Origin of the sequence: Bacillus sp. BD59S (assembly GCF_007363175.1) — a bacterium.
GTDB lineage: Bacteria > Bacillota > Bacilli > Bacillales > Bacillaceae_G > Bacillus_A > Bacillus_A pacificus.
The window spans coordinates 3,009,014-3,033,822 of record NZ_CP034686.1; the positions used below are offsets into that span (position 1 = coordinate 3,009,014).

General features: G+C 36.1%; 22 protein-coding genes and 1 pseudogene. 5 read left to right on the forward strand and 18 right to left on the reverse strand.

The features are described 5' to 3' along the window. The first annotated feature begins 1 nt into the window (after position 1). Both EKQ63_RS17620 and EKQ63_RS17625 read left to right on the forward strand, forming a co-directional pair. A complete protein-coding gene (locus tag EKQ63_RS17620; protein WP_143881348.1) occupies positions 2-1,225 on the forward strand; it encodes a class I SAM-dependent methyltransferase in 1,224 nt (407 codons plus the stop codon). Then, positions 1,222-2,145 carry an NAD-dependent epimerase/dehydratase family protein gene (locus EKQ63_RS17625; protein WP_140421310.1) on the forward strand — a complete coding sequence of 308 codons (924 nt, stop codon included), beginning with the start codon at positions 1,222-1,224 and terminating at the stop codon, positions 2,143-2,145. Before EKQ63_RS17620 ends, EKQ63_RS17625 begins: the two co-directional genes overlap by 4 nt. Here EKQ63_RS17625 and EKQ63_RS17630 read toward each other — a convergent pair. Continuing rightward, positions 2,114-2,911: a glycosyltransferase family 2 protein gene (locus EKQ63_RS17630; protein ID WP_087954838.1), complete on the reverse strand. Its 798-nt coding sequence runs from the start codon at positions 2,909-2,911 to the stop codon at positions 2,114-2,116. The genes EKQ63_RS17625 and EKQ63_RS17630 overlap by 32 nt on opposite strands. Positions 2,912-2,974: 63 nt before the next feature. Then, positions 2,975-3,325 (reverse strand): SH3 domain-containing protein, encoded by a 351-nt coding sequence (locus EKQ63_RS17635; protein ID WP_143881349.1) that lies wholly within the window; start codon positions 3,323-3,325, stop codon positions 2,975-2,977. Between the two features lie 202 nt (positions 3,326-3,527). Between EKQ63_RS17635 and EKQ63_RS17640 the strand changes: the two genes are divergently transcribed. After that, complete coding sequence (locus EKQ63_RS17640) at positions 3,528-4,412, forward strand: DMT family transporter (protein WP_087954836.1); 885 nt, start codon at positions 3,528-3,530, stop codon at positions 4,410-4,412. 17 nt (positions 4,413-4,429) lie between these two features. Here EKQ63_RS17640 and EKQ63_RS17645 read toward each other — a convergent pair whose 3' ends face one another. Continuing rightward, positions 4,430-4,966, reverse strand: coding sequence for a hypothetical protein (locus EKQ63_RS17645; protein ID WP_087954835.1), 537 nt, complete (start codon positions 4,964-4,966; stop codon positions 4,430-4,432). Between the two features lie 19 nt (positions 4,967-4,985). Next, entirely contained in the window at positions 4,986-5,807 is an 822-nt protein-coding gene (locus tag EKQ63_RS17650) for a pentapeptide repeat-containing protein (RefSeq protein ID WP_143881350.1), read from the reverse strand. A gap of 195 nt (positions 5,808-6,002) precedes the next feature. Here EKQ63_RS17650 and EKQ63_RS17655 point away from each other — a divergent pair, with 195 nt between their 5' ends. Beyond that, positions 6,003-6,179 (forward strand): DUF1272 domain-containing protein, encoded by a 177-nt coding sequence (locus EKQ63_RS17655; RefSeq protein ID WP_001162798.1) that lies wholly within the window; start codon positions 6,003-6,005, stop codon positions 6,177-6,179. A 42-nt stretch (positions 6,180-6,221) separates the two neighbouring features. Here the strand turns inward: EKQ63_RS17655 and EKQ63_RS17660 are convergent, their stop codons facing one another. From EKQ63_RS17660 to EKQ63_RS17705, 10 genes are all read right to left on the reverse strand, one after another. After that, positions 6,222-7,283 carry a lactonase family protein gene (locus EKQ63_RS17660; protein WP_190240635.1) on the reverse strand — a complete coding sequence of 354 codons (1,062 nt, stop codon included), beginning with the start codon at positions 7,281-7,283 and terminating at the stop codon, positions 6,222-6,224. Between the two features lie 126 nt (positions 7,284-7,409). Then, positions 7,410-8,951, reverse strand: coding sequence for a gluconokinase (gene gntK / locus EKQ63_RS17665; protein WP_087954830.1), 1,542 nt, complete (start codon positions 8,949-8,951; stop codon positions 7,410-7,412). 131 nt (positions 8,952-9,082) lie between these two features. Beyond that, entirely contained in the window at positions 9,083-10,408 is a 1,326-nt protein-coding gene (gene gntP / locus EKQ63_RS17670) for a gluconate permease GntP (protein WP_143881352.1), read from the reverse strand. Positions 10,409-10,804: 396 nt separating this feature from the next. Then, complete coding sequence (gene fsa, locus EKQ63_RS17675) at positions 10,805-11,473, reverse strand: fructose-6-phosphate aldolase (RefSeq protein ID WP_000667676.1); 669 nt, start codon at positions 11,471-11,473, stop codon at positions 10,805-10,807. A gap of 51 nt (positions 11,474-11,524) precedes the next feature. Further along, positions 11,525-12,418: a phosphogluconate dehydrogenase (NAD(+)-dependent, decarboxylating) gene (gnd, locus tag EKQ63_RS17680; RefSeq protein WP_001195912.1), complete on the reverse strand. Its 894-nt coding sequence runs from the start codon at positions 12,416-12,418 to the stop codon at positions 11,525-11,527. A 112-nt stretch (positions 12,419-12,530) separates the two neighbouring features. Then, on the reverse strand, positions 12,531-14,525 hold the full coding sequence (gene tkt / locus EKQ63_RS17685; RefSeq protein ID WP_143881353.1) for a transketolase: 1,995 nt from the start codon (positions 14,523-14,525) through the stop codon (positions 12,531-12,533). A gap of 39 nt (positions 14,526-14,564) precedes the next feature. Next, positions 14,565-16,049 (reverse strand): glucose-6-phosphate dehydrogenase, encoded by a 1,485-nt coding sequence (gene zwf / locus EKQ63_RS17690; RefSeq protein WP_087954824.1) that lies wholly within the window; start codon positions 16,047-16,049, stop codon positions 14,565-14,567. 351 nt (positions 16,050-16,400) lie between these two features. Continuing rightward, positions 16,401-16,949 carry a glucose-6-phosphate dehydrogenase gene (locus EKQ63_RS17695; protein WP_088328110.1) on the reverse strand — a complete coding sequence of 183 codons (549 nt, stop codon included), beginning with the start codon at positions 16,947-16,949 and terminating at the stop codon, positions 16,401-16,403. 89 nt (positions 16,950-17,038) lie between these two features. Further along, on the reverse strand, positions 17,039-17,992 hold the full coding sequence (locus tag EKQ63_RS17700; protein ID WP_088328111.1) for an NADP-dependent oxidoreductase: 954 nt from the start codon (positions 17,990-17,992) through the stop codon (positions 17,039-17,041). Between the two features lie 13 nt (positions 17,993-18,005). Further along, on the reverse strand, positions 18,006-18,959 hold the full coding sequence (locus EKQ63_RS17705) for an LLM class oxidoreductase (protein WP_143881354.1): 954 nt from the start codon (positions 18,957-18,959) through the stop codon (positions 18,006-18,008). A 419-nt stretch (positions 18,960-19,378) separates the two neighbouring features. On the opposite strand from EKQ63_RS17705, the gene EKQ63_RS17710 reads away from it, so the two are divergent. Next, on the forward strand, positions 19,379-20,374 hold the full coding sequence (locus EKQ63_RS17710; protein WP_143881355.1) for a zinc-dependent alcohol dehydrogenase family protein: 996 nt from the start codon (positions 19,379-19,381) through the stop codon (positions 20,372-20,374). 251 nt (positions 20,375-20,625) lie between these two features. On the opposite strand, the gene EKQ63_RS17720 is transcribed toward EKQ63_RS17710, so the two are convergent. The 4 genes and pseudogenes from EKQ63_RS17720 to EKQ63_RS17735 all read right to left on the reverse strand — a co-directional run. Beyond that, positions 20,626-21,420 (reverse strand): SDR family NAD(P)-dependent oxidoreductase, encoded by a 795-nt coding sequence (locus EKQ63_RS17720; protein ID WP_000551097.1) that lies wholly within the window; start codon positions 21,418-21,420, stop codon positions 20,626-20,628. Between the two features lie 623 nt (positions 21,421-22,043). Further along, positions 22,044-22,643: a nitroreductase family protein gene (locus EKQ63_RS17725; RefSeq protein WP_087954815.1), complete on the reverse strand. Its 600-nt coding sequence runs from the start codon at positions 22,641-22,643 to the stop codon at positions 22,044-22,046. 387 nt (positions 22,644-23,030) lie between these two features. Then, positions 23,031-24,104 carry a WD40/YVTN/BNR-like repeat-containing protein gene (locus EKQ63_RS17730; RefSeq protein ID WP_087954814.1) on the reverse strand — a complete coding sequence of 358 codons (1,074 nt, stop codon included), beginning with the start codon at positions 24,102-24,104 and terminating at the stop codon, positions 23,031-23,033. Positions 24,105-24,524: 420 nt separating this feature from the next. Next, a pseudogene (locus EKQ63_RS17735) lies at positions 24,525-24,782 on the reverse strand (tautomerase family protein); the annotation flags it as partial. Positions 24,783-24,809: the final 27 nt, after the last annotated feature.

A 24,809-nucleotide genomic window follows, 5' to 3' on the forward strand; every position in this document is an offset into this window, starting at 1 on the left:
AATGGAACAGAAAAAATGCCGTTTTTGCCACTCATTACTCACAAACACTTTTTTAGACTTAGGTGTTTCTCCTCTCGCTAACTCATTTGTTTCTCCAGAAAACTCATATAAAATGGAACCATTTTATCCATTGCACACATTTGTTTGTCACTCTTGTTTACTCGTACAATTAGATGAATTTGAATCTCCGCACAATATTTTTCATGACTATTTATACTTTAGCTCTTACTCATCAAGCTGGCTACTGCATGCTAAACAATATGTAGAAATGGCGATTAAGCGCTTCCACTTAAAGAAACATTCAAAAGTGGTTGAAATTGCGAGTAACGACGGATATTTATTACAATACTTTCAAAAAGAACATATCGAAACGTTAGGAATTGAACCAGCACAAAATGTAGCAGAAATTGCGATTCAAAAAGGAATTCCTACCGAAGTGAATTTTTTCAGCAATGACTTAGCAAAAAAATTACCGCAAGCCGATTTAATCATCGCTAATAACGTATTAGCACACGTTCCGAACTTGCATGATTTTGTCGCCGGTTTAAAAACATTATTAAAACAAGATGGCACGATAACAATTGAATTCCCGCACTTACTAAACCTCATATCCTTTAAACAGTTTGATACGATCTACCATGAACACTTCTCCTATTTCTCACTTATAAGCCTTCAAAAAATTTTAGCTCATCATCATTTACAAATTGTCGATGTAGAAGAACTTTCAACACACGGTGGTTCCTTACGGATTTTTGTAAACCATCTAAGTGACCCATCCTCTATCCATTCCAATGTTGCAAAAATAATTCAGAAAGAAATAGATCATGGTCTAGATACATTAGATTGCTATCTACTTTTTTCTAAACGCATCGAACAATTGAAAATAAATATTTTACAGTTTTTTATCGAAGCGAAAGTTTTAAACAAACAAATTATCGGTTACGGTGCACCTGCTAAAGGGAACACTCTTTTAAATTATTGCGGGATAGGAAAAGAATTTCTAGCTTATACAGTAGATAAAAACCCCCACAAGCAAAATCTTCTTCTACCAGGTACCCGCATTCCCATACAATCTCCAGAAGAAATAAAACGTACAAAACCTGATTACATTCTCATACTTCCTTGGAATTTAAAAGATGAAATTATGAAAGAATGCTCTTTCATTCGTGAATGGGGCGGCAAATTTTTAGTAACAATACCAGAAGTTGAGGTAATTGAGCCATGAAAAAAATTCTTGTAACAGGCGGTAGTGGATGGATTGGTAAATATGTTGTACATTCTCTTATCCAAAAGGGCTATGAAGTGCACGCCACTTACAATACAAATAAGCCTTCTCACCTTTCTTGCTGTTGGCATAAAGTAAACTTACTTTGCGATAAAGAAATAGAAAAACTCATTTACGACATGAAACCTAGTCATCTCATTCATTTAGCTTGGGAAGCAGTGCCTCCAGCATGCTACGTATCCATTAATAATTACTATTGGCTTACATCCAGTATCTCATTGATCCAACACTTCACAACATGCGGCGGAAAGCGAGTCGTCGTTGCCGGTACTGGCGCAGAGTATGAATGGTTTAACGGTGTATTATTTGAAGATTCACCGCTTCTTTCTTATAAAACCCCGTATTCATTATGTAAAAATGCACTACACTCCTGGCTCCAAACGTACGCCAAGCAAACCGGTCTCAGCATGTGTTGGGGCCGCATTTTTCATATGTATGGCCCTCACGAACAAGGGAATCGGCTCGTTTCTAACATTATCACTTCTTTATTAAAAAATGAGGAAGCACTATGTACACATGGAAAACAATCAAGAGATTTCCTCCATGTGAGCGACGTCGCTGATGCTCTCATAACAGTATTAGAACACGGTGTTACAGGCACAATCAATATCGCTTCTGGTCAATCTGTACAAATTAAAGAATTAGCATCTATCATTGCTAAAAAGATAGGAAAAGAGCATTTAATTAAACTGGGCGCGATCCCTTTCTCTACAGATGAACCTTTATTTGTCGGGGTTCATGTAGAGCGTTTAAAAACTGAAGTAAACTGGAAACCAACATACGATCTAAATACAGGAATTGAAGAAACAATTTTATGGTGGAAATCATTTATACAAAAACATAACGATATGCATCACTAAAACGTAAATCCTTCGTTCCTCTCGCTAATTCCTTATACCATTCTTCTAATCTTTCCGGCGTAACAATATGATGCGTACCCATTCCCCCATGCTTACTAGCTTCAGAAAGAGTCGGACCAATTTGTAACTTTCTCTTTCTCATTGCATCGTTCCACGGACTAAACCCAAACCATAATATACAAGCAAGAGGTGGATAAATCATAGACTCATGCGCAGATAAATGTCTTCCAACCGTATAACTTCCATGTTCATGATTATGAATAAATCTGCCTCTTCTCCATAGTCTCCACTCCTCTGGTAAATAACCATGAAATCGCTGTTTCATTAAGGGTAGTCCAAAGTTAAGTTCCGGATAATTGTAGTTAGGATCATCGACCATAACAAGCCCTTCCAGCCAATACATCCTCCCTCCCAATTCATTTAGTGATTTCCAAAACTGATTTTTATCTTGCACACAAAGAAACTCGGTCGTATTTAAAATCATTTTCCATCCTTTTACTTCTTGTTCTATCCTCATCACTTCATGATCTGTCGCATATGCATCAAACTCCGGATTTACAGAATCTCGCACTTCCCAGTGTGGCGCGAATTTTTTACAAATTTCAACTGAACGATCTGTTGAGCCTTTATTAATTAAAATGCCATGATCAAACAATTTCGTATGATGAGCAAGCCACCACGGTAATAAATACTCTTCGTTATAAAAATGAGAAATAACGGTTGTAGTTATAATAATCTCCTCTTTCTCTATTAATCTATTTTTCACCCTACAACCAATATACTCATAAACGAAAAATATGTTTCCTATATTAATAACCAAATAGTATTACTAATATTTTTGTAAGTTTTCCTTTGGTACCCAGCCATCCTCACCACCTGTTTTTTCACACCAAACCCATCCATTCAATTCTTCTATTCCAATCACTCTTTCTCCAATACTTACATTTAATTCTTTGGCAGTATATGGTTTTATAATAATTCCTGTTCCATTCATATCTTTTCTTATAATTTGCTCCGGAACCCATCCTTTCCGGTCATATTTCTCTTCGTGACAAAACATCCAGTTTTCCCAATTTTCAGGACCATCGTAACTCTCTATCATTTTCACTACATCCCCCTCTTCTAAGCGAATTGGATCAGGATAATTGCTCACATGTGATTTTATCACGATATATTTCATAACAGCCTCCAATAATCAGAAAATTAAGTTATAATATCATTATAACTTAAGAAGGAGGAATACACATGTACTACAACACTTCATTCGAAAACGATCAACCAGTAAGCCGTCTATAAACTAAGACGGGCATTCATATAACACGTGCACTATGCCTCGTCTTAGGGAACTCATCATACCCTAAAAATAGACGGAGGTACTTTACATGAAACAAACAATTTTAGGAGCTATATGTTTATCACTAGCAGCTAGTATATGGGGCGGTATGTACGTTGTTAGCAAATATGTACTCGACTTTATCCCACCACTAACACTCGTTTGGCTACGCTTTATCATTGCTTTTGTTGTTTTGTATATGATTTTAAAAATAGCTGGGAAAAAACAAAAGAAAAAAGTAACCATTCGTAAAAAAGATTGGCTATTATTCGCTTGGATTGGATTTATCGGATATTTCATTTCGATCACTTGTCAATTTATCGGAACAAAATTATCTGACGCTCATACAGGCTCGTTAGTCACATCAGCTACACCTGCATTTATGGTTATATTCGCAGCGATCATTTTAAAAGAAAAACTAACCGCTCGTAGACTGTTATCTACTATCATAGCGACAATCGGTGTCATAATCGTAATCGGATGGGATATTGAAATTGGCTCCTATTTTATCGGTACAATCATCTTAGTTGGGGCAGCTATTACGTGGGCTTTACTATCTATTTATGTAAAGATTGCTTCAGCTCAATTTTCATCTTTAGTGATTACAACGTACGCCATATTCTTTTCACTCTTTTTTATTACACCTTTTATGATATGGGAATTACAATCAAGCCCGATTGAACATATAAGCCTATATGTACTATTAGGCATACTTTATTTAGGAATCGTCTCAACGGCAGGTGCCTTTTTCCTTTGGAATAAAGGATTAGAATTAATGGACGCTAGCATCGGCTCATTATTTTTCTTCTTCCAACCTATCGTTGGGTCATTACTTGGTTGGCTCTTATTAAATGAGACATTAAATAGTAACTTTTTTATTGGTGGTATTCTTATTATATGTAGTGTTTTCATTACTACTTTTGAAAAGAAATGAAAAACAGGCAGAGATTCTTAGTCTCTGCCTGTTCGCATTATTGGATCTTGGTCGTGAAAACCAATACAAATCGGTATATTATTTTGCACTTCACTACGTACACTTATAAAACTACACAGCGTTTTAGCAATTAAATATAAAGTGATACCGATTGCTTTTTCACTCTTATCAAAGCCATTTTCAGTATACATATCTGCTAATTCTACAGATCCCGGCCCCTCAATATTATATGTCCATTCAGATGCCCAATCGTCATCCTCTTCTTCCATTGGAAAATACTCCTCACAAATATAAAACTGACTATCCCATTCATTATTAAGATCATACTCAAAATAAATCGCTTTTGCCTCTTCACTAGTAGCAATTTGTATAGCTTCATTCAATGCTAGTCGAATACTTTCCTCATATGCCCCTAAATGAATTGCTTTAATTCGCTCTGCATATTCTGTAGACGCTAACATGCAACAAATATCATAATACTTCGCTTCTATTTGCTCTACTGCTAACGAAAAGACATTCTCTTGCATCTCTTCTAAATACTGAAATATATCCACGCTAAATACTCCTCACTCTTTACGCACTCCAATGAGATGGAGGGGACAATAATTTCGGTAATTTCGTATGTTTGTCCCCTCTCGCCGCATTCACTTGAACTTGCGTCAGAAAAATACTATTTGTAAAATCAGCCCCACGAATATCTGCATCTCGCAAATCTGCTCCGATGAGATCTGCACCGCGTAAGTTAGCACCATTTAAGTTAGCCGCAATTAAATACGCTCCTCTTAAATTCGCTCCTTGCAAATCTTTCTTTTTCAAATTAGCTCCCATAAGGTCTGCCCCGCGGTGAATGATTCTTTTCTTACACGCAGTATTCATTTCCTTCCATACTAATTCGCTCGTTTCTAAAAGGAGAATGTTCACTTCCGCTCTGTGTAATGGAACATTTATTTTCATTAACTCATCTGGATTTAAATTCGAAAGTCGCTCTGTCTCCTCAATTGCGGTCTCCAGCTCTTTATGAATTGGCTGTGTTGCCTTTAAAAGAATCGCTTCATTCAAATACCAAAGCATTTCATGAAGTTGATGCATAACCGGAAAAGCATCGTACATTTTTCTTGCATGCTTTGCATCTTTCCGCCAATCAATTCCTTTAAACGTAACTTGAGAGATTTTCTGCCCAGCACCGAAACATTCAAATACTGTACAACCTTTATAGCCATTTCCTCTAAGATTTTTATGTATACTACATTTATAATCTGATTGTAAGTTAGAACATGGCTTCCCACCATCTTTATTCACCGCAAAATCTACCGATGCTGCGAACGGTAATGCAACGCAACATAGACCGAAGCATGTTTCGCAGTTTGCTTTTAAATAATCGTTATGATTAGTCAAAATGTATACCCCCTGTTGTCTTTTGACTATTTCATAATATTCCAACTGTAATAAATAATCAATTTTAAAATAAATTAGCATCTTTCATTTCAATTCATAACTTTATCATTCGATTTCCTTTCAATTGAAAAGGACTATTTCTATTTAATGAATTATAATTAAATTATAAATTTTCTAACTAAAAGGAGACTTATTATGGCACTAGAAATGAAAACAAACTGTCAAATTTGCAATCAATCGCTCGAACAAGATTCTGAAGCATACATTTGTGTATATGAATGTACATTTTGCGCACCATGTACAGAAGAAAGACAAAACGTTTGCCCAAACTGCGGCGGCGAGTTAGTACGTAGACCGAAAAAGAAACAATAAAAGCAAAGCGATATCGCTTTGCTTTTGTTTTGGCATCTGAAATTATATATTTAAAAACTTCACACAAACAGGCTCTGGCACAGCAACATCAGATTGTAAAAGTGTTAACTTACCTGTAAATTCATCTCTTGAAAACAACACAAGATTATGCGACTTTTCATTTGTAGCAACAAGGAACTTTTCAGTAGGATCTAATACAAAGTCTCTTGGCCAATTTCCTTCTGTAGATGTATGTTCAACAAATGTAAGCTCACCTGAATTTTGATCCACACTGAAAACAGCAATACTATTATGACCACGATTACCTGCATATACAAAACGGCCGTCAGAAGAAATATGAATCGCACTTCCTTGATTATTTTCACCAAACGCGGCAGGAATGGTAGAAATATACTGTAACTCTGTAAAAGCCCCTTCTTCCGGATTATATGTTAACGTAATGACTTCCGAACTAAGCTCCGTCATCACATACGCATACTTTCCATTCGGATGAAAAGTAAGATGTCTCGGACCACTTCCTGGATTTACAGACAAGCTATTCACTTCTTTTAATACACTATCTTTTATTTCATACGTAATTAATTTATCTATTCCTAAATCAACGCCCACTACATGCTTTTCATCAGGCGTATATCCCGCATAATGTGCATGTGGTTTTTCTTGTCTTTCTTTATTCGGACCTGAACCTTCATGTGTCATAATAGATGCGGCAGGATTTACAGTTCCATCTTCTTCATTTACTTCAAAAGACTCAATCGTTCCTTTATGGTAATTTGCTGTAACTACTGCTTGATTTCCACTATCAACACTAATATGACAAGGCGAAGCCCCTTCTACTACTTGTCTATTTTCTTCCTTTAGCTCCCCTGTTTGACTATCAATTGAATAAGCAGCTACACCGCCAGATTCGCCTTCCTTAACAACGGAATAGAGACATTTATTATTTCGGTTAATCGTTACATATGTAGGGTTATCCAGCTTTGCCGCAAGTGCTACATTACTAATTTTTTTGGCTTCCGTATCTAAAGTAAACTTATATATTCCTTCACTATTTTCTTTCGTGTATGTTCCAACATATCCAATAAACTCTTTGTTATCCTTCATTTTCATAACCCTCTCTCCCTATATTTTTCATTCATCTTACTTCTTATAATGTTTTATGTTGAAAGAGTATCCTAAAAAATCGGAGTACCTCTTTATACGTTAACACATTTTCTTGTTAAATAGCCTTTAAACCCACTTTTTTTGGTACGCTGCTATACTTTCATATTCTTCTTCCAATTGACGAGACAGACGAATATAGATTGGTGTTAAATCTTTATACTTTTCCACACTTTCCATGTTTGGTTCATGGTGGAAATTCGCACCTACCATTTCAGAAACTACATGCAACGTATCTACTTCACCTAAACTATATAAACCGAGGATGGCAGCTCCTAAGCAAGAGCTTTCAAAACTTTCCGGAACATATACGTCTTGATGGAAAATATCTGCCATCATCTGCCTCCAAAGTTCCGATCTTGCAAAACCACCTGTCGCTTGAATTTTTTTCGGTTCACCAATTAGCTCTTTTAAAGCAAGAAGAACGGTGTATAAATTATAAATTACTCCTTCTAAAACAGCACGGATAAGATGTTCTTTCTTATGATGCAATCCAAGTCCAAAGAAAGATCCTCGCGCATTTGCATTCCATAAAGGAGCTCTTTCTCCTGCTAAATACGGGTGAAATAATAAACCGTCGGACCCCGGACTCACTTTTGCTGCTATTTCAGTAAGCACTTCATATGGATCTTTTCCTAAACGCTTTGCAAGCTCAATCTCTGAAGTGCCTAATTGATCACGAGCCCACCTGAAAATCATACCACCGTTATTAACTGGTCCACCAATTACCCAATGGTCTTCAGTTAAGGCATAACAAAAAATTCTACCTTTCGGATCTGTTACAGGGCGATTTGTTACAGCACGTATCGCACCACTTGTACCAATTGTAACAGCCACAACACCAGGATCAATTGCATTTACACCTAAATTGGATAGTACTCCGTCACTCGCTCCTACTATAAAAGGAGTAGAAACAAGTACATTCATCTCTTTGGCAAGCTCTTCATCTAATCCTGTTAAACTGTGCGTTGTTGGAACGAGTTTAGAAAGCTTGTCATCTGTAATTCCCGCAACATGTAAAGCCTCTTCATCCCATTTTAAAGATTTCAAATTAAACATCCCTGTTGCTGATGCTATAGAATAATCAATTACATACTCTTTATATAACTTGTAAAAAACATATTCCTTAATAGAAATGAACTTATAACTTTTTGCGAATAATTCTGCCTGTTCATTCTGTAACCAAACTAATTTCGAAAGTGGTGACATCGGATGAATTGGTGTTCCCGTACGCAAATAAATTTCATGACCATTCATATTACTCTTTATTTTCTCAGCCCAGCTTGCACTTCTATTATCTGCCCAAGTGATACATCTCGTTAACGGCTTTCCTTTTTCATCTACAGCAATGATACTATGCATTGCCGAACTAAAAGAGACACAAAGAATATCATTCGGCTGTACATTACTTACTCGTACAGTTTCTTTAATCGTATGTATTACTGCATGAAAAATTTCTTCTGGGTCTTGTTCTGCTATTTCAGGCGTAGGAGAATATAAAGGATATTCAATTCCATGACTTGCAATAACAGATCCATCAGTAGAAAATAGAACCGATTTTGTACTAGTTGTCCCAATATCTACACCAATCATATATTTTGAGCTCACCATTTCTTCCTCCTAACAAAAAATTGCTACAGTATCCTAATCATATAAGAACCATAAAAATATATTTATTTTATCTATTCATAACGTTATGCGCTAAAGTTATCTCTCTCAATTCATATAAAAATATCCTTATTTTAAACAAACATATCGAGTAGTAAAACTCCTCCAAAAGCGATAAATGAAAGTAACGTTTCTAATACTGTCCATGTTTTAAATGTTTCTTTCACTGTTAAACCTAAGTATTCTTTTACCATCCAGAACCCAGCGTCGTTTACGTGTGAAAACATTAATGCTCCTGCACCTGTTGCAATGACGAGCAACTCTAAATTCACACCTGTCGTATTTTCAACGATTGGTGAAACGATGCCCGCTGCTGTTGTTAAAGCGACTGTCGCTGACCCTGTCGCAATTCGAATCAATCCTGCTACTATAAATGCTAATACAATTGGAGATAATGCTAAATGCTCAGACATTTGAGCAATAGCATTGCCTACGCCACTATCGATAAGAATTTGCTTAAATCCCCCGCCAGCACCAATAATCGCAACAATTGAACCGATTGGTAATAAGCTATCTTCTGTTACCTTCTTAATAGCCTTTTTATCGATACCTTGACGAAATCCAAGAAAATAAAACGCTGCAAAACATGCAATCAATAGCGCAATGATAGGACTACCGATTAATGTAACAGTCTTCATCAAAGTAGTAGAAAGAGGCAAATAAGGAGCTGCTGCAGCTAAAACCATTAACATAACAGGTAACAAAATAACTAAAAATGAAACTCCTATTCCTGGTAATTTCGTTGATTTTGTATTTACACGAATCAATTCTGGCTCATTTTCAGGAATTACACGTTTGTGAATCCATTTAGCGAATATAGGACCTGCAATAATCGCTGCAAAAAATGTAATAATGAGTGAATACAATAGTACCTTCCCAAGATTCGCTTTATAAATACCAATTGCAACGATTGCCCCTGGATGTGGAGGAACAAGGCCGTGTACGACAGATAGCCCAGCAATTGCTGGTAACGCTATCAATAAAATATTTTGTTTCGTAGTTTTATGAATTGAAATGACTAACGGCAATAATATTAAAATACCTACTTCAAAAAACACCGGAATTCCAATAATAAAACCTGCAATTAACATTGCCCACGGTAAGTTTTTTATCCCAAAGGATTTAATAAAGAACTCTGCCACTTGCATTCCAGCACCTGACTCTGCCATCATTTTCCCTAAAATTGTACCTAATACTAAAATACCTACTAAATGCCCAAGAACACTGCCAACTCCCGTTTCATAAGCACTCACTATTTTATCCATTGGCATTCCAGACATAACTGCTAAAAACAAACTTGCAACCGTTAAACTAATAAACGCATGCCATCTCCACCACGACACCCCTAAAATAACAATTACAATTGATAATAATGTAATCATTAAAAGGTACATATTCATACTTAATCCCCCTTTATGTAAACCCTTTCAAAAATGCTGTATAATGAAAAGAACCTATATAGTTCTTACTTGATTAAAAGATAGCTTTACATATTGATATGCACTTAAATGCATCCTCACATTATAATGATTTATACAAAAAGAATCTCCCTTATCAGAGATACACTTTAACTCATCTCTCTAATAAGGGGATTTCTCTTTCATCATTATAATGTTATTATGGTAAACGCTTCGCGTAAGCAAATTTTCCTTCTTTAAAAGTGAATGACGCTTTCTTCTCTTGCCGTTTTCACGTCGTAAGACTACAAACTCGGGATCCATTTTAAACGATGAAGTTACTTAGGATTTGTCCTCTCATGAAAAGCAATTTTCGGAAAGCCCCCTCACTTTCATATATTATAATTTAGGAGCTTTCGCCCAATCCGCAGCAAACTTCTCAATACCTTGATCTGTTAATGGGTGCATAGCAAGTTGTTCAATTACTTTATAAGGGATTGTTGCAATGTGAGCACCTGCCATCGCTACACGAGTTACATGATCTGGGTGTCTAACAGAAGCCGCAATAATTTGTGTATCTAATTGATGAACATCGAATAATTCAGCAATTTTAGCAACTAATAATACGCCATCTTCAGAAATATCATCTAAACGTCCTAAAAATGGAGAAACATACGTTGCACCTGCTCTGGCAGCTAAAAGAGCTTGGTTCACAGTGAAAATAAGTGTAACGTTCGTTTTTACACCTTTTTCAGTAAGATAGCGACAAGCTTCTAATCCTGCTAGCGTCATCGGAAGTTTTATTGTAACTTTCTCATCGCCGCCGTTAATCTTAATCAACTCTTCTGCTTGAGCAATCATTTCTTCAGCTGTAACAGCATCTGGCGTTACTTCTGCCGAAACTGATTCAACTTTAGGCACTGCCTGACAAATTTCTGCAATACGGTCTTCAAACTTAATGCCCTCTTTTGCTACTAAAGACGGGTTCGTTGTAACACCAGCTAAAACTCCAAGTTTATATGCTTTTTTTATGTCCTCAAGATTTGCAGTATCAATAAAAAACTTCATGATCTATTCCCTCCATTTTTTAAACGTTAACGAGTTATAATTGTAAGATGTTTATTTCTTTTCTACTGCATGTCCGCCAAATTCATTGCGCAGAGCTGCTACTACTTTTCCTGTAAATGTATCATTGTCTAATGAGCGGTAGCGCATTAATAAAGACATTGCGATAACAGGAGTTGCTGTTTGAAGGTCTAATGCTGTTTCTACTGTCCATTTTCCTTCACCAGAAGAATGCATAACACCCTTAATTTCATCTAATTTTGCATCTTTAGAAAATGCATTTTCTGTTAATTCCATTAACCAAGAGCGAATGACTGAACCATTGTTCCATACTCTTGATACTTTTTCATAATCGTAGTCAAATTCACTTTTCTCTAGAATCTCAAATCCTTCACCAATAGCAGCCATCATGCCGTATTCAATTCCGTTGTGAACCATTTTTAAGAAGTGACCACTACCAGCTTTTCCAGCATATAAGTATCCATTTTCTACAGCAGTATCTCGGAAGATAGGTTCAACGATATCCCAAGCTTCTTGATCTCCTCCGATCATGTAACAAGCACCATTACGAGCGCCTTCCATTCCGCCAGAAGTTCCTGCATCCATAAAGTGAATACCATCTTTCTTTAATTGCTCATATCGGCGAATTGACTCTTTATAATGTGAATTACCCGCTTCAATTAAAATATCTCCTTTTGATAAAAGTGGTGTAACCTCATCAATAACAGAATCAACAACAGCGTGTGGTACCATAACCCAAAGAATTCTTGGTGATTGTAATGACTGAACAAGTTCACTTAAACTAGATGTACCTGTAGCCCCGTACTCTTTCATTTCTTCCACTGCACTTGCATTTAAATCAAATGCTGCTACTTCATGTTTATGATCCATTAAATTTTTCCCTAAATTTAATCCCATTTTACCTAACCCAATTAATCCTACTTGCATAATATAATTCCTCCTCAAATTATCTTTTATTAAAAATTCATATCACTACAATCTGGAATACCTTTCAGCACTGAAATGTTAGTATGTACAGAAAGGTATTCACAGTCATAGCTTAAGAATTCAACACATTTTTTGTAATTTGAACAACATTTTCTGTCGTAAATCCAAATAGATTCATGACTTCAGCCCCAGTGCCTGAAGCTCCAAATGTTTCAATTGATAGTACTTTTCCTTCTTGTCCTACATAACGCTCCCACCCGAGAGATACACCCATCTCAAGAGATACTCGTTTCGTTACAGAAGACGGAAGAACGGATTCTTTATATTCGTTCGATTGACGATCGAATAACTCCCAGCTTGGCATTGCAACGATACGAACAGAAACTTGATCTTCTTCTAATTTCGCTTTCGCACTAGCAGCTAAAGAAACTTCAGAACCTGTCGCAATGAAAATTACATCCGGATTTTCATTTGTTTGTGTTAATACGTAAGCTCCTTTAGAGAGATTCTCTATGTTCGCTTTCGTTTCATGAAACACCGGTAAATTTTGACGGCTCAGTACTAAAACGACTGGACCATCCGTTTGCTGTAATGCATACGCCCACGCACTCGCTGTTTCATTTGCATCTGACGGGCGGATAACTGTTAAACCAGGAATTGCCCGAAGAGCTGCTAAATGTTCAATTGGTTCATGCGTTGGACCATCTTCTCCTACAGCAATCGAATCATGTGTAAATACGTACGTAACAGGTAACTTTTGCAAAGCAGCCAGTCGAATCGATGGACGAAGATAGTCATTAAATACAAAGAATGTACTCACGAACGGTTTTACTCCTCCATGAAGAGCCAGTCCATTTGCTGCCGCGCCCATTGCATGTTCACGTACACCGAAGTATATATTGCGGCCAGCATACGATTCTACTGCATACACTGCTTCACCTTTTATATCTGTCATCGTAGAATGAGAAAGATCCGCACTTCCACCGAAAATAGAAGGAATCGATTTCACATAATGGTTAATAGCTTCCCCACTTGCAACACGAGTAGAAATCGTTTTTTCAGTATCAAAGGATAGAATGTCTTTCGCTTCGATTAAAACCTCACCTGTAATCGCTTTTTCTAATTCATCTGCTAGTGCAGGGTTTGACTCTCTGTATACGTTGAACTGCTCATTCCATTCATTCTCTTTTTCAATACCTTTTTGTTTCAGTTCATTAAAATGAGCTGTTACTTCTTCAGGCACAAAGAAGTCTTCCTCATAATGCCAACCATACACTTGTTTTGTCGCTGTCGCTTCTTCTACTCCAAGTGGATTACCATGGGCTTTGTTCGTTCCAGCAACTTTTGGACTTCCATAACCTATAATGGTTCTAATTTCTATAAGAGTAGGTTGATTCGTATTGTCTTTCGCTAATTGAATCGCTTTTGTAATCGCATCAACATCGTTTCCATCCTCAACTCTTACATATTGCCAATGTGCAGATTCTACTCTTTTCTGAATATCTTCAGAAAAAGCAATGTTTAATTCACCATCGAGTGAAATTTCATTTGAATCATACAGTACAATTAACTTGCCAAGTTTCATGTGCCCTGCCATTGACATCGCTTCATAAGCGACACCCTCCATTAAGTCACCGTCTCCAACTAAAGCGTACGTATTATGATTTATAATAGAGTGACCATCCTTATTGAACTTCGCTGATAAATGCGCTTCTGCCATTGCCATTCCGACAGCATTCGCAATCCCTTGTCCTAACGGTCCTGTAGTCGCTTCAACTCCAGAAGTGTGACCAAACTCCGGATGTCCTGGTGTTTTACTATTTAACTTTCTAAAGCTTTTCAAGTCATCAATTGAAACGTCATATCCAGCTAAATGAAGTAAGCTATACAGTAGGCTCGATCCGTGTCCCGCTGATAAAACGAATCGATCACGGTTAAACCATTTCGGATGATTAGGATTGTGATTTAAATGATTCGCCCATAATGCATAAGCCATCGGTGCTGCTCCCATTGGAAGACCTGGATGACCTGAATTTGCCGCATTAATAGCATCAATTGATAACGTACGAAGTGTATTCACTGCTAATTGATTTATGTTTTGTGTCATAGTAATCGTCCCCCTAAATGCTTTCATGAAAGAAAGTACTTATTTTTCCGTTTCTTGATCTAACCACCATTTAAATCCACTTTCTTGCAATAATTCATTCGACGCATCTGGACCATATGAACCAGACTCATATTCATGAAGTGGTAATAAGTTCTCCTCGAATGCTTCAAGAATTGGTTGTACCCATTCCCATGACAATTCAACTTCTCTCCAATGTGCAAAGAATGTAGCGTCTCCACTCACAGCATCATGAATGAGTCTTTCATACGCTTCAGGTACTCCCACATCCGCTTGCTCACAAGTAAAGTTAATACGCATCGGTTCAATCTCTCCATTTTTCAATGGATTTTTACTATTTAACTGTAATGAAACATTCTCACCTGGGCTAATTTCAATTATTAACAAGTTAGGTTCTGCATTTGGATTATTATCTTGATATTGCTGTTTTAACGTATTTTTAAATTCAATTACAATACGAGTAGACTTTTCTTTCATTCGTTTACCTGTTCGTATATAAAATGGAACGCCAGTCCAAAACGGATTATCGATCCACAATCGAGCAGCAACAAATGTGTCTATGTTAGAAGAAGGATTTACTCCTGGTTCCTCTTTATATGCTACAACTTGCCCGCCATTTATCTCACCTGCACCATATTGTCCGCGAATGATATGGTTTTGAACGTCTTCTTTTTTCACTTTACGAAGCGTCTCCATTACCTTTCGCTTTTCCTCTCGAATTTCACATGCATTAACCTTTTCCGGCAGATTCATAGCAGTCATCATTAATATTTGTAACATATGATTTTGAACCATATCTCGAATGGCTCCTGCCTGATCATAATAGCCTGCTCTTTCTTCAACCCCAACTGTTTCACTAGCTGTAATTTGTACATTCGCTATATGTTCTTTGTTCCAAATCGACTGGAGAACAGGATTTGCAAATTCTAGTGCTTCAAGGTTTTGAATCATCGGCTTACCTAAATAATGATCAATACGGTATATCTCATCTTCTTCAAACGTGCGACTAAGCTTATCATTCAGCTCACGAGCAGATTTGAGATCGTGCCCAAACGGTTTCTCAATCATTAGGCGTTTCCATCCATCCGTTTTATCAAGTCCGCTTTCCTTAATATTTAAAGCAATTGTCTCGAAAAATTCAGGAGCAACGGAAAGATAAAACATTCTATTACCTTTTATATGTAATTCTTCTTCCCTTTCACGAACGACTTGTAATAATCTCTCATAGTCTTCCGGCTTACTCACATCTAATGGACAATAGCGAAAATTATCTAAAAAACCTTCGAGTTCTGGAGTACCTTCTTCTCTATGACGGGAAAACGTCTCTATTGATTCTTTTATTCTTTCTTGAAAATCTTCATGAGATACTTGACGTCTCCCAAGCCCGATAACGGATATTTGCTTTGGAAGCTTTTGATCTCTATATAAGTTATATAGTGCGGGGTAAATTTTGCGTTTCGCTAAGTCCCCTGTCGCTCCAAATAAAACAAAGGTCATTGATTCCAATTTCAGTCCCCCTCTTGTTGTATAATCCTTGTCAATATTTTAAAAATGAATTGTACAGAAACCCGTGTTTTTATAAGAAAACAAAGAGTTATCAAATTCCAATTCCTTTTATACCTTTCGCTTTCTAATTGTCCCCAATATTAATAGTGGCAATTCAAAGCATTTCTACCACAGATTGCTTATTTATCGAACTTAACAAACAAATGTATATTCGATTACTTTTAGTAATTAAATAATCTTATGTCTAGTATATTAACCATATAAATTATTATCGTCAATAAAAATGTCTTGCATTACATACTATTTATTTCGTAATGCTTTTCTAAGTGTATTCCTAATTACCATTCATTTTCAAAGATAATGATTGATATAACAAATGTCAGTTTCATCAAAATATTCAATTATTTTTTCGTTAAACTCACGAGCAGACGTTACATGATAACCAAAAGGCTTCTCTATAATAAGACGGTTCAATCCTTTTGTAGCCCACAATCCACTTTCCTTAATATTTAAAGCAATGACATCAAATACTTCTGGTATAACAGATAAGTAAAACATGCGGTTTTCAGGAATGTTTAATTCTGTTTCACGCCTCTTTACAAGACGCAACAAATCTTGATAGTCCTCTATATTCGCTGTATTTAATTGACAATAACGAAATGTACTAATAAATTCTTCTACTCCTGATTCGTCATCAGTAGATATTCTAGAAAATGTAGCAAGGGATTGTTCTACCTTTGTTTGAAATTCCACATCTGACATTACCCTTCTGCCGATACCGATAATCGAAATAGATTGTGGTATATTTTGATTGCTAAATAGCTTATATAAAGCAGGATAAATTTTGCGTTTCGCTAAATCCCCTGTCGCTCCGAATAAAAGAAATGTCATTGAATCCATTTGTTCTCTCCCTTTTAAAACAATTGCTAGAATAGAATATATAAGTTCATTCGCTACTTAGCACAATACTATCTCTAAAACCTCATACTTTACCAATGTTTCTTCAATACAATTTTCCCAAGAGCACGTTCTGACTCACTTATGTGGTGTGCTTTTTTTACACCTTCTACATGTAAAGGCAACACATGCGTGACAACAGGTTTAATCTTCCCGCTCTCAATTAATTCTGTAATAAGAGAAAGTTCATATCCGTTAGGTTCAGTAAATATATGGTCACTCTCAATATTTTTCTCTCTTGATATCTCGGTTTGCGGAATTTCCATACCTTTCGGACCATAAATAGACGCTAACTTTCCATTTGGTGCAAGTACTTTATAACTATTCTTTAGTACATCCCCACCTAACACATCAAATACAATATTGTAATTATGCAAAAGCAAAGAAAAGTCTTCCGTTTTGTAATCGACGACAGTATCAGCGCCTAGATCCTTTACAAATTGCATGTTTTTCGTACTAGTCGTAGTTGCAACATGTGCACCGAAACTTTTCGCTAGTTGAATAGCAAACGTACCAATCCCGCCAGATCCAGCATGAATTAAAACCTTATTACCTTTTTGAACATTTGCGAACTTCACTAAGCTTTGCCAACTTGTCAAACCTACTAGAGGGATTGATGCCGCTTCTTCAAAGGATAGATTTCTCGGTTTTTTCGCCACATATTTTTCATCTACAGCCACGTACTCTGCGTACGTGCCGTTTCGTTCAATATCTGGCCGACTATATACTTCATCCCCCACTTTACATACTGTTACGTTTTTTCCTATAGCAGCAACTACACCTGCAACATCCCATCCTAAAACGAGCGGGAAGTCATAAGAAATTACGTCTTGAAGTAAACCCTCACGTATTTTCCAATCCACAGGATTTACACCAGCTGCATATACTTCAATCAGTACATCGTTGTCTCCCAATAGCGGTGTCTGCATTTTAATCTCTTGTAGTACGCTTTTATCTCCATATTGCATAAGTCCTATTGCTTTCATTCTTTTCACTCCTTTACAATGCTGGGAAATGCGGTAGTACTTCTTCTCCTAGCTCATCCAATACTTCGTCAGCTGGACGTTGACCATCAAATAGAGCAAGGAATAAATGATTCACACCAATACTTTTATATACATCAAGTAATTCAATTAGTGCCTTACGCCCTGTACGGTAACCTAAACGTATCGGTGTAGGACGTTCATTTGGATCTTCAGATAAATCTAAATGCATCGGTTGGATAAATGGTTTGAATACATCTGGATAATAATCCTCTACTCGTTCTCTCCATTGTCCAATTGCTGCTGCCTGATGCACTGGACTACGTGGATAATACATCCATCCATCTCCATGTTCAGCGAACCAGTCCATATTTTGCTGACTAAAACCTGTAATAAAGGTTGGAACACGTTTAGACGGTTTTGGGACTAAATTTGCACCATGCACTTCTCCTAGCGTCGACTGAATAGACGGGAAGTTTTTATACAAAATCTCTTCCAAGTAAGCAAACGCTTCTCTAAACTTTTCACCTCGTGTTTCATGACTAACACCTAACGCTTTAAAATCTGCACGTCGGTCACCAGATGAAACGCCGAGCATAATTCTTTCCGGAAACAGTTGATCCAATGTCGCAATTTCTTTCGCCACACGTAATGGATGACGAAGCGATAATACAGTTGCCGACGTTCCAAATGCGATTTTCTCTGTTTTGCTTGCTAAATACGTTAAATAAATCATCATATCGTAAATTTGACCTGTTGCAGGATCGCCAAAGTCAGGGTCTTGCAGCAAAACATCGCGAAGCCATACACCTGTAAAACCATATTGTTCTGCTTTTTGCACTAACTCTACTTGTTTTTCCATCGTTGGAGCATGAAACTGATAATTTTCAATCGGAATGTGGACTCCTAATGTAAGCTGATCTTTCGCAAACATACGATTATATCCAAAATGATTCGCAAACTTTTCCATGTGTTTCACTCACTTTCCTTTATTCATATAAATCTATACTTTTTGTATTTCTTCTCAAAATTCATAAACGATACTGTAACACCACATTGTTGCCGATTGTCATCGTTATAACTTTCTTTGTGCTACGAGTGTTATTATAAATCGGTCATAACATGAATAACAGTACGTACTTTAAAGTGATGTAGGCACTTTTAAGTACCTATACTAAGTGAGTAATAATAAACATAATGAATAAATTATGCTGCAAAAATCACATCTATCCTTTCTTCAAAAAGCTGTACTGTTGCTTTTGCAAATACGTTACATTATTTCACGTACTTTCCCTTTCTTTATATAAAATTGTTACTAACCAAATTCAAAATATTATACTTATTTTTCGTACTTTGCTATGCTATAACCACAAACAGGAGGTATAAACAATGAAAGCACAAATTATCCATTCTTTTGGGGATTCATCTGTATTTCAATTAGAAGAAGTTTCAAAACCGAAACTTTTACCAGGTCATGTTCTAATCCATGTAAAAGCAACAAGTGTAAATCCAATCGATACAAAAATGCGTAATGGTGCCGTTTCAGCAGTCGCTCCTGAGTTTCCAGCTATATTACATGGAGATGTAGCTGGTATTGTTATTGAAGTAGGAGAAGGTGTTTCGAAATTCAAATCTGGGGATGAAGTATACGGTTGTGCTGGAGGTTTTAAAGAAACTGGAGGTGCACTTGCAGAATTTATGCTTGCTGATGCACGACTGATTGCTCACAAACCTAAAAACCTAACAATAGAAGAAGCTGCTGCTCTACCATTGGTTGCAATTACAGCTTGGGAATCTTTATTTGATCGTGCAAATATTAAACCTGGTCAAAATGTTCTCATTCATGGAGCTACTGGTGGCGTAGGACACGTAGCCATTCAATTAGCTAAATGGGCAGGTGCTAAAGTTTCCACAACAGCTTCTCAGCAAAACAAAATGGAAATAGCTTATCGTCTAGGAGCCGACATAGCTATTAATTATAAAAAGGAATCTGTTCAAGAATATGTGCAAAAATATACGAATGGCAACGGATTTGAAGTTATATTTGATACGGTAGGTGGCAAAAATCTCGATAACTCTTTCGAAGCTGCCGCAGTTAATGGAACTGTCGTAACAATTGCAGCTCGTTCAACCCATGACCTCTCTCCTTTACACGCAAAAGGACTTACTCTGCACGTTACTTTTATGGCGTTAAAAATATTACATACAGATAAACGTGACGCTTGCGGGGAAATTTTAACTAAACTAACGCAAATAGTAGAAGAAGGAAAACTTCGTCCATTGCTAGATTCGAAACCTTTTACGTTTGATGAAATTGCACAAGCACATGAATATTTGGAATCAAATAAAGCAATAGGGAAAATAGTGTTGAAAAACGTTTGGTAATTTTCACAAAATAATACAAATAACAGCAGGGTCGCTTCGTCTTATCTTTTTCTTAAGAAATGCCACAACGCTAAAAGCTTTCCATCCTTTACAACAAGTAAAAAAAGAACAGCCGAATTTTTCTTATAGTAGAAAATCCGGCTGTTTTCTTATCACAATTTGCTTTTTGTATATTTCTATTAATGAGTAAAATACAACTTATTTGTCTTACCATCTTATCTTCAACAGTATACTATGTTGTTTTTAATTTATTAAAATACACTACGTACTAATCCCCCGTCTATTCGCAACGCGGAACCATTAATCGCTGAAGAAAGTGGGCTGCTTAAGAAAGTGACAAGATTGGCAATTTCTTCTGGTCGAATAAGTCTTTGAATAATAGAGGTTGGTCGATTCTCTTTCATAAATCGCTTCTCAGCTTCTTCTATTGTCAATTGCTCATTAGGATAAAGACTATTTAACATAGTCTCCACTCCTTCCGTTAAAGTCGAACCAGGCATTATAGTATTAACAGTCACATTCGTTCCTGTCGTTAGCTCAGCCAAACTGCGAGAAAGTGAGAGTTGCATCGTTTTAGTCGCACTATAGTGAGCCATTTCTTGAGACGGCATAATAGCTGCTTCGCTAGCAATAAAGATAACTCTTCCTTCTTTTCTTTCAATCATTTTTTTCAAGTACGAGCGAGTAAGTCGAACACCACTCATAATATTGACTTCAAACAATTTAAACCAATCTTCATCAGGGATATCAAAATATTCTACAGGTTCAAAAATTCCTAAGTTGTTAATAAGAATGTCTACTTCAGGGTACTTTTCAATCACATTTTGGCACCCTTGTTCTGTTCCTAAATCAGCTACTACAGGTTGAAGGATAGCCTCCGGATACTGCGCTCGAATTTCGTTTATCGTTTGATTAACATTTTCTTCACGGCGTCCATTAATAAGTACAGTAGCTCCTTCCGCTACTAATGAAGTGGCAATTGCTTTTCCAATGCCTGCCGTAGATCCAGTAACCAATGCTGTTTTTCCTTTTAATTGCATATGCATATAGATCCCTCCAAATTCATGTGCTACATGATTGACTTACGTTGGAATAAATAATTACATTTATATTGTGGTTCACTTCTCTTATCTTTAACAGAAAATAAGCTGATCCACCCTTTTTTCGAAAGAGTATAAACGAAAATTATGTAGCTATTGGACTCTGTACTGAATTAAAAATCGAAATTATCATCATTTAGATCTACTCGATAATTCTGATTCTAATCATTGTCATGTTAAAAAATCACATCAACAGCAGAGTAAAGCTAAAACCAACTAATAAATACCATTATGATATATATTAACGATAAAGAAAATTACGCACTTTAAAGTTCCATAGGAACAAAAAAGTGCCCTATAAACCATAATTTCTAACCTTTTATATTTACTAAAATAGTATCTTTTTCTATCATAGAAAAGGTTGTAAAATCACACATTCTTACATACAGTTATAGGATTATTTTTATCCTAATTAACTAAAAACCATTATACTCCTTTATCACTTTCAAACATGAACAAAAAAACACGAAGACTTTAAAGTCTTCGTGTTTTTTAATATACATATTGCTACATTTGTGATCGAATTCATAACTAGGATCTTTTTACTCATTCCTTATGAATAACGTTTATTACTTATGAAATTTCACACGTTTTTCAAGTGGTTGGAATTCTTTTTCTCCTGGTGCAGCTGTTGGATTACCAAATGGCATTTGTGCAATGAGTTTCCAGTTAGCAGGAACATTCCATTCTTGTTTTACCTCATCATCAATTAATGGATTATAATGTTGTAAAGATGCTCCTAATCCCTCTGCTTCTAAACCTGTCCACACGACTAATTGGTGCATACCTGATGCTTGGTGTGACCAAATTGGGAAGTTTTCAGCATATGCAGCAAATTTTTCTTGAAGCGATTTAACGATAGCTTCATCTTCAAAGAATAGTACTGTTCCATAACCAGCTTTAAAAGAATCCATTTTTTGTTGCGTTCCTGAGAAATCTCCATCTCCAACTACTTTTCTTAATGTTTCAGTTGTAATATCCCATAATTTATCATGAGCTTCACCAAACAATACAACTAATCGCGCAGTTTGAGAATTGAAAGCGGATGGAGTATATTTCACAGCAAACTCCACGATTTCTTTAATTTTTTCATCTGATACTTGTACCTCTTTATTAATCCCATAGTAAGTACGTCTTTCTTTCAGTGCAGTATAGAAATCTTTTGTCATAATTCAATTCCTCCTGAGTTCTAATATTCTTCAAAATGATACATCTCAAAGATAATATGCGTTTAAATGAGTTCATTTTTGAATCATTGAACTCCATAACACCAATTTGCCATTCATTCTAAATCTAACTAAACAGCTGCATTTAAACCACTTCAGTTTACCTAAAAAAACGTCTTATAACATCATTGATACAATCTAGTGACCATTCGATACTATTTTACCCATTCTCTATTCATATATCCTGCGTGTTTCATATTTACACAAATATAACTTTAACCAGCAAAAAAGCCAGGTAGCATGAATAATGCATTACCTGGTTTTTTACATTTTTAATTTAAATTCAACTAAACATTACCAATGAATAGTAGTAATAACTATATCCATCACTTATTTAATGATTAACATCTCATAAGGATGTTGTTCCATAAATCTATTCTCCCAAGGAATCTCTAATGATATCCAATTTGAACCACCATCTACTGACTGATACACTCCTTTATTGCTAAACAGATAGAACGTTCCATCACTTGTTGCCTTTAATACTGGTATGATTGTGCCTTTAGGAGTTGGTAAACCTGTATTCATTTCTGCCCAAGGCTGATCTTTTTCTTTCTTATAAATAAATGATTCACAATTTCCATTATTGTAATCATGCGCTACGTGTGGATTTGAAGATGTCGCGATAATAATATTTTCTGGATCATTTGGGTTAACTGCCATTTGATATGCATAATGATGCTTGAGTCCACTACACATATAGTTCCAAGTCTTACCTCCATCATTACTCTCCGCATACTCTTGACCTGGTTCTTTCAAGAATGAATCACCTAACACCCCGTATAAACGATTTGGAGCATTGCGATGTGATGTAAGAATGTGAATATCTTGAGGATAGTTCCCCTCTTTTTTCTCAGTCCAGGTCTTACCTCCATCTACACTTTTAATTAATCCCCCAACCTCAATCGTTGTATATATAGTTTCTGGATTATTAGCATCAATTTCAATATGTTTTACGTGGTGCGTATATGTTCTTTGAGGAAAGAACCATGATGAATACGATGGCATTTGTCGATAATCCGTTAGCAATTCAAAACTGTCTCCTCCATTTTTGGATACAAACATTGCGCTCGGTTCAGTTCCTACATATACGATACCGTTACCGTCATCACCCTTCACTGAAGATACAGAAACTGCTGTAATAGCTCTCATATGAATAGCATTAGCTCGGAACACTTCACCAAAAGAAGGTAAATTTCCAATCGCTTCCCAAGAACTTCCTCCATCTTTACTTCTCCATAATCCTCTATCAAAAGTACCACAATACATTCTTTCTGGATCGTATGGATCTGAAGCTAACGCAACTGGATTCGCACCTGCAAACTGTGATTGGACACTCCATGTTGAGTCTTTTTTTTCTGCAATTACAAGTTCTCTATCAAACGCTAATATGAATTTTCCCATAACTAAAATCTCCTCGTTTCATAATATATCTACTGTATTATTTAAATTTTCTCCATTACAATTTAAGAGGCGGATTTTATATGCTATAGCATATAAAAGATAAAATTTATAAGCAATATGTGATTAAAAACTTACATTATATAATTTGTTAATTTCACATCAGTACGATGAACAAGATGTCCTGTTAACTCATATAAGTCCATATGCCACCTCCAAATAACTTGCAATATACATGCTATAGCATATATATATTATCGAATGCATGATTACATGTCAAACTTTAATACTGTCTTAAAATCCGTTCTTTAGATCTCCTAAAGTAATTTAAAAGTCATAATATAAACAGAAACATTTTATTAAATAGACAATAAAAAAAGAGTGTAATTTTGCACTCTTTTTACTCATTCTTTAATCTTAGAAATCAACGTTACCAGACGGTGTATCGTAAGACTGTTTTGTCTTCCAATTGGACACCCTACTTTTCTCAGCAAAGGTAGCATCACTTGCTACAGCCCCAGCTTTCCCCCAATTTTCTTTCTCAAGTTCCATTATCAACACTTAAATTTTGTCAGGGACAATTTTTAATCGTTTTATTGTAAGTTCCGTTACATTATAAATGAATTCCTTCTTTTCTTCTGTTGACATGGTTGGCCAAGTATTTAGTTCAATTAATGGCATAGTATTGCCCCCTAAAGTTAATTATTT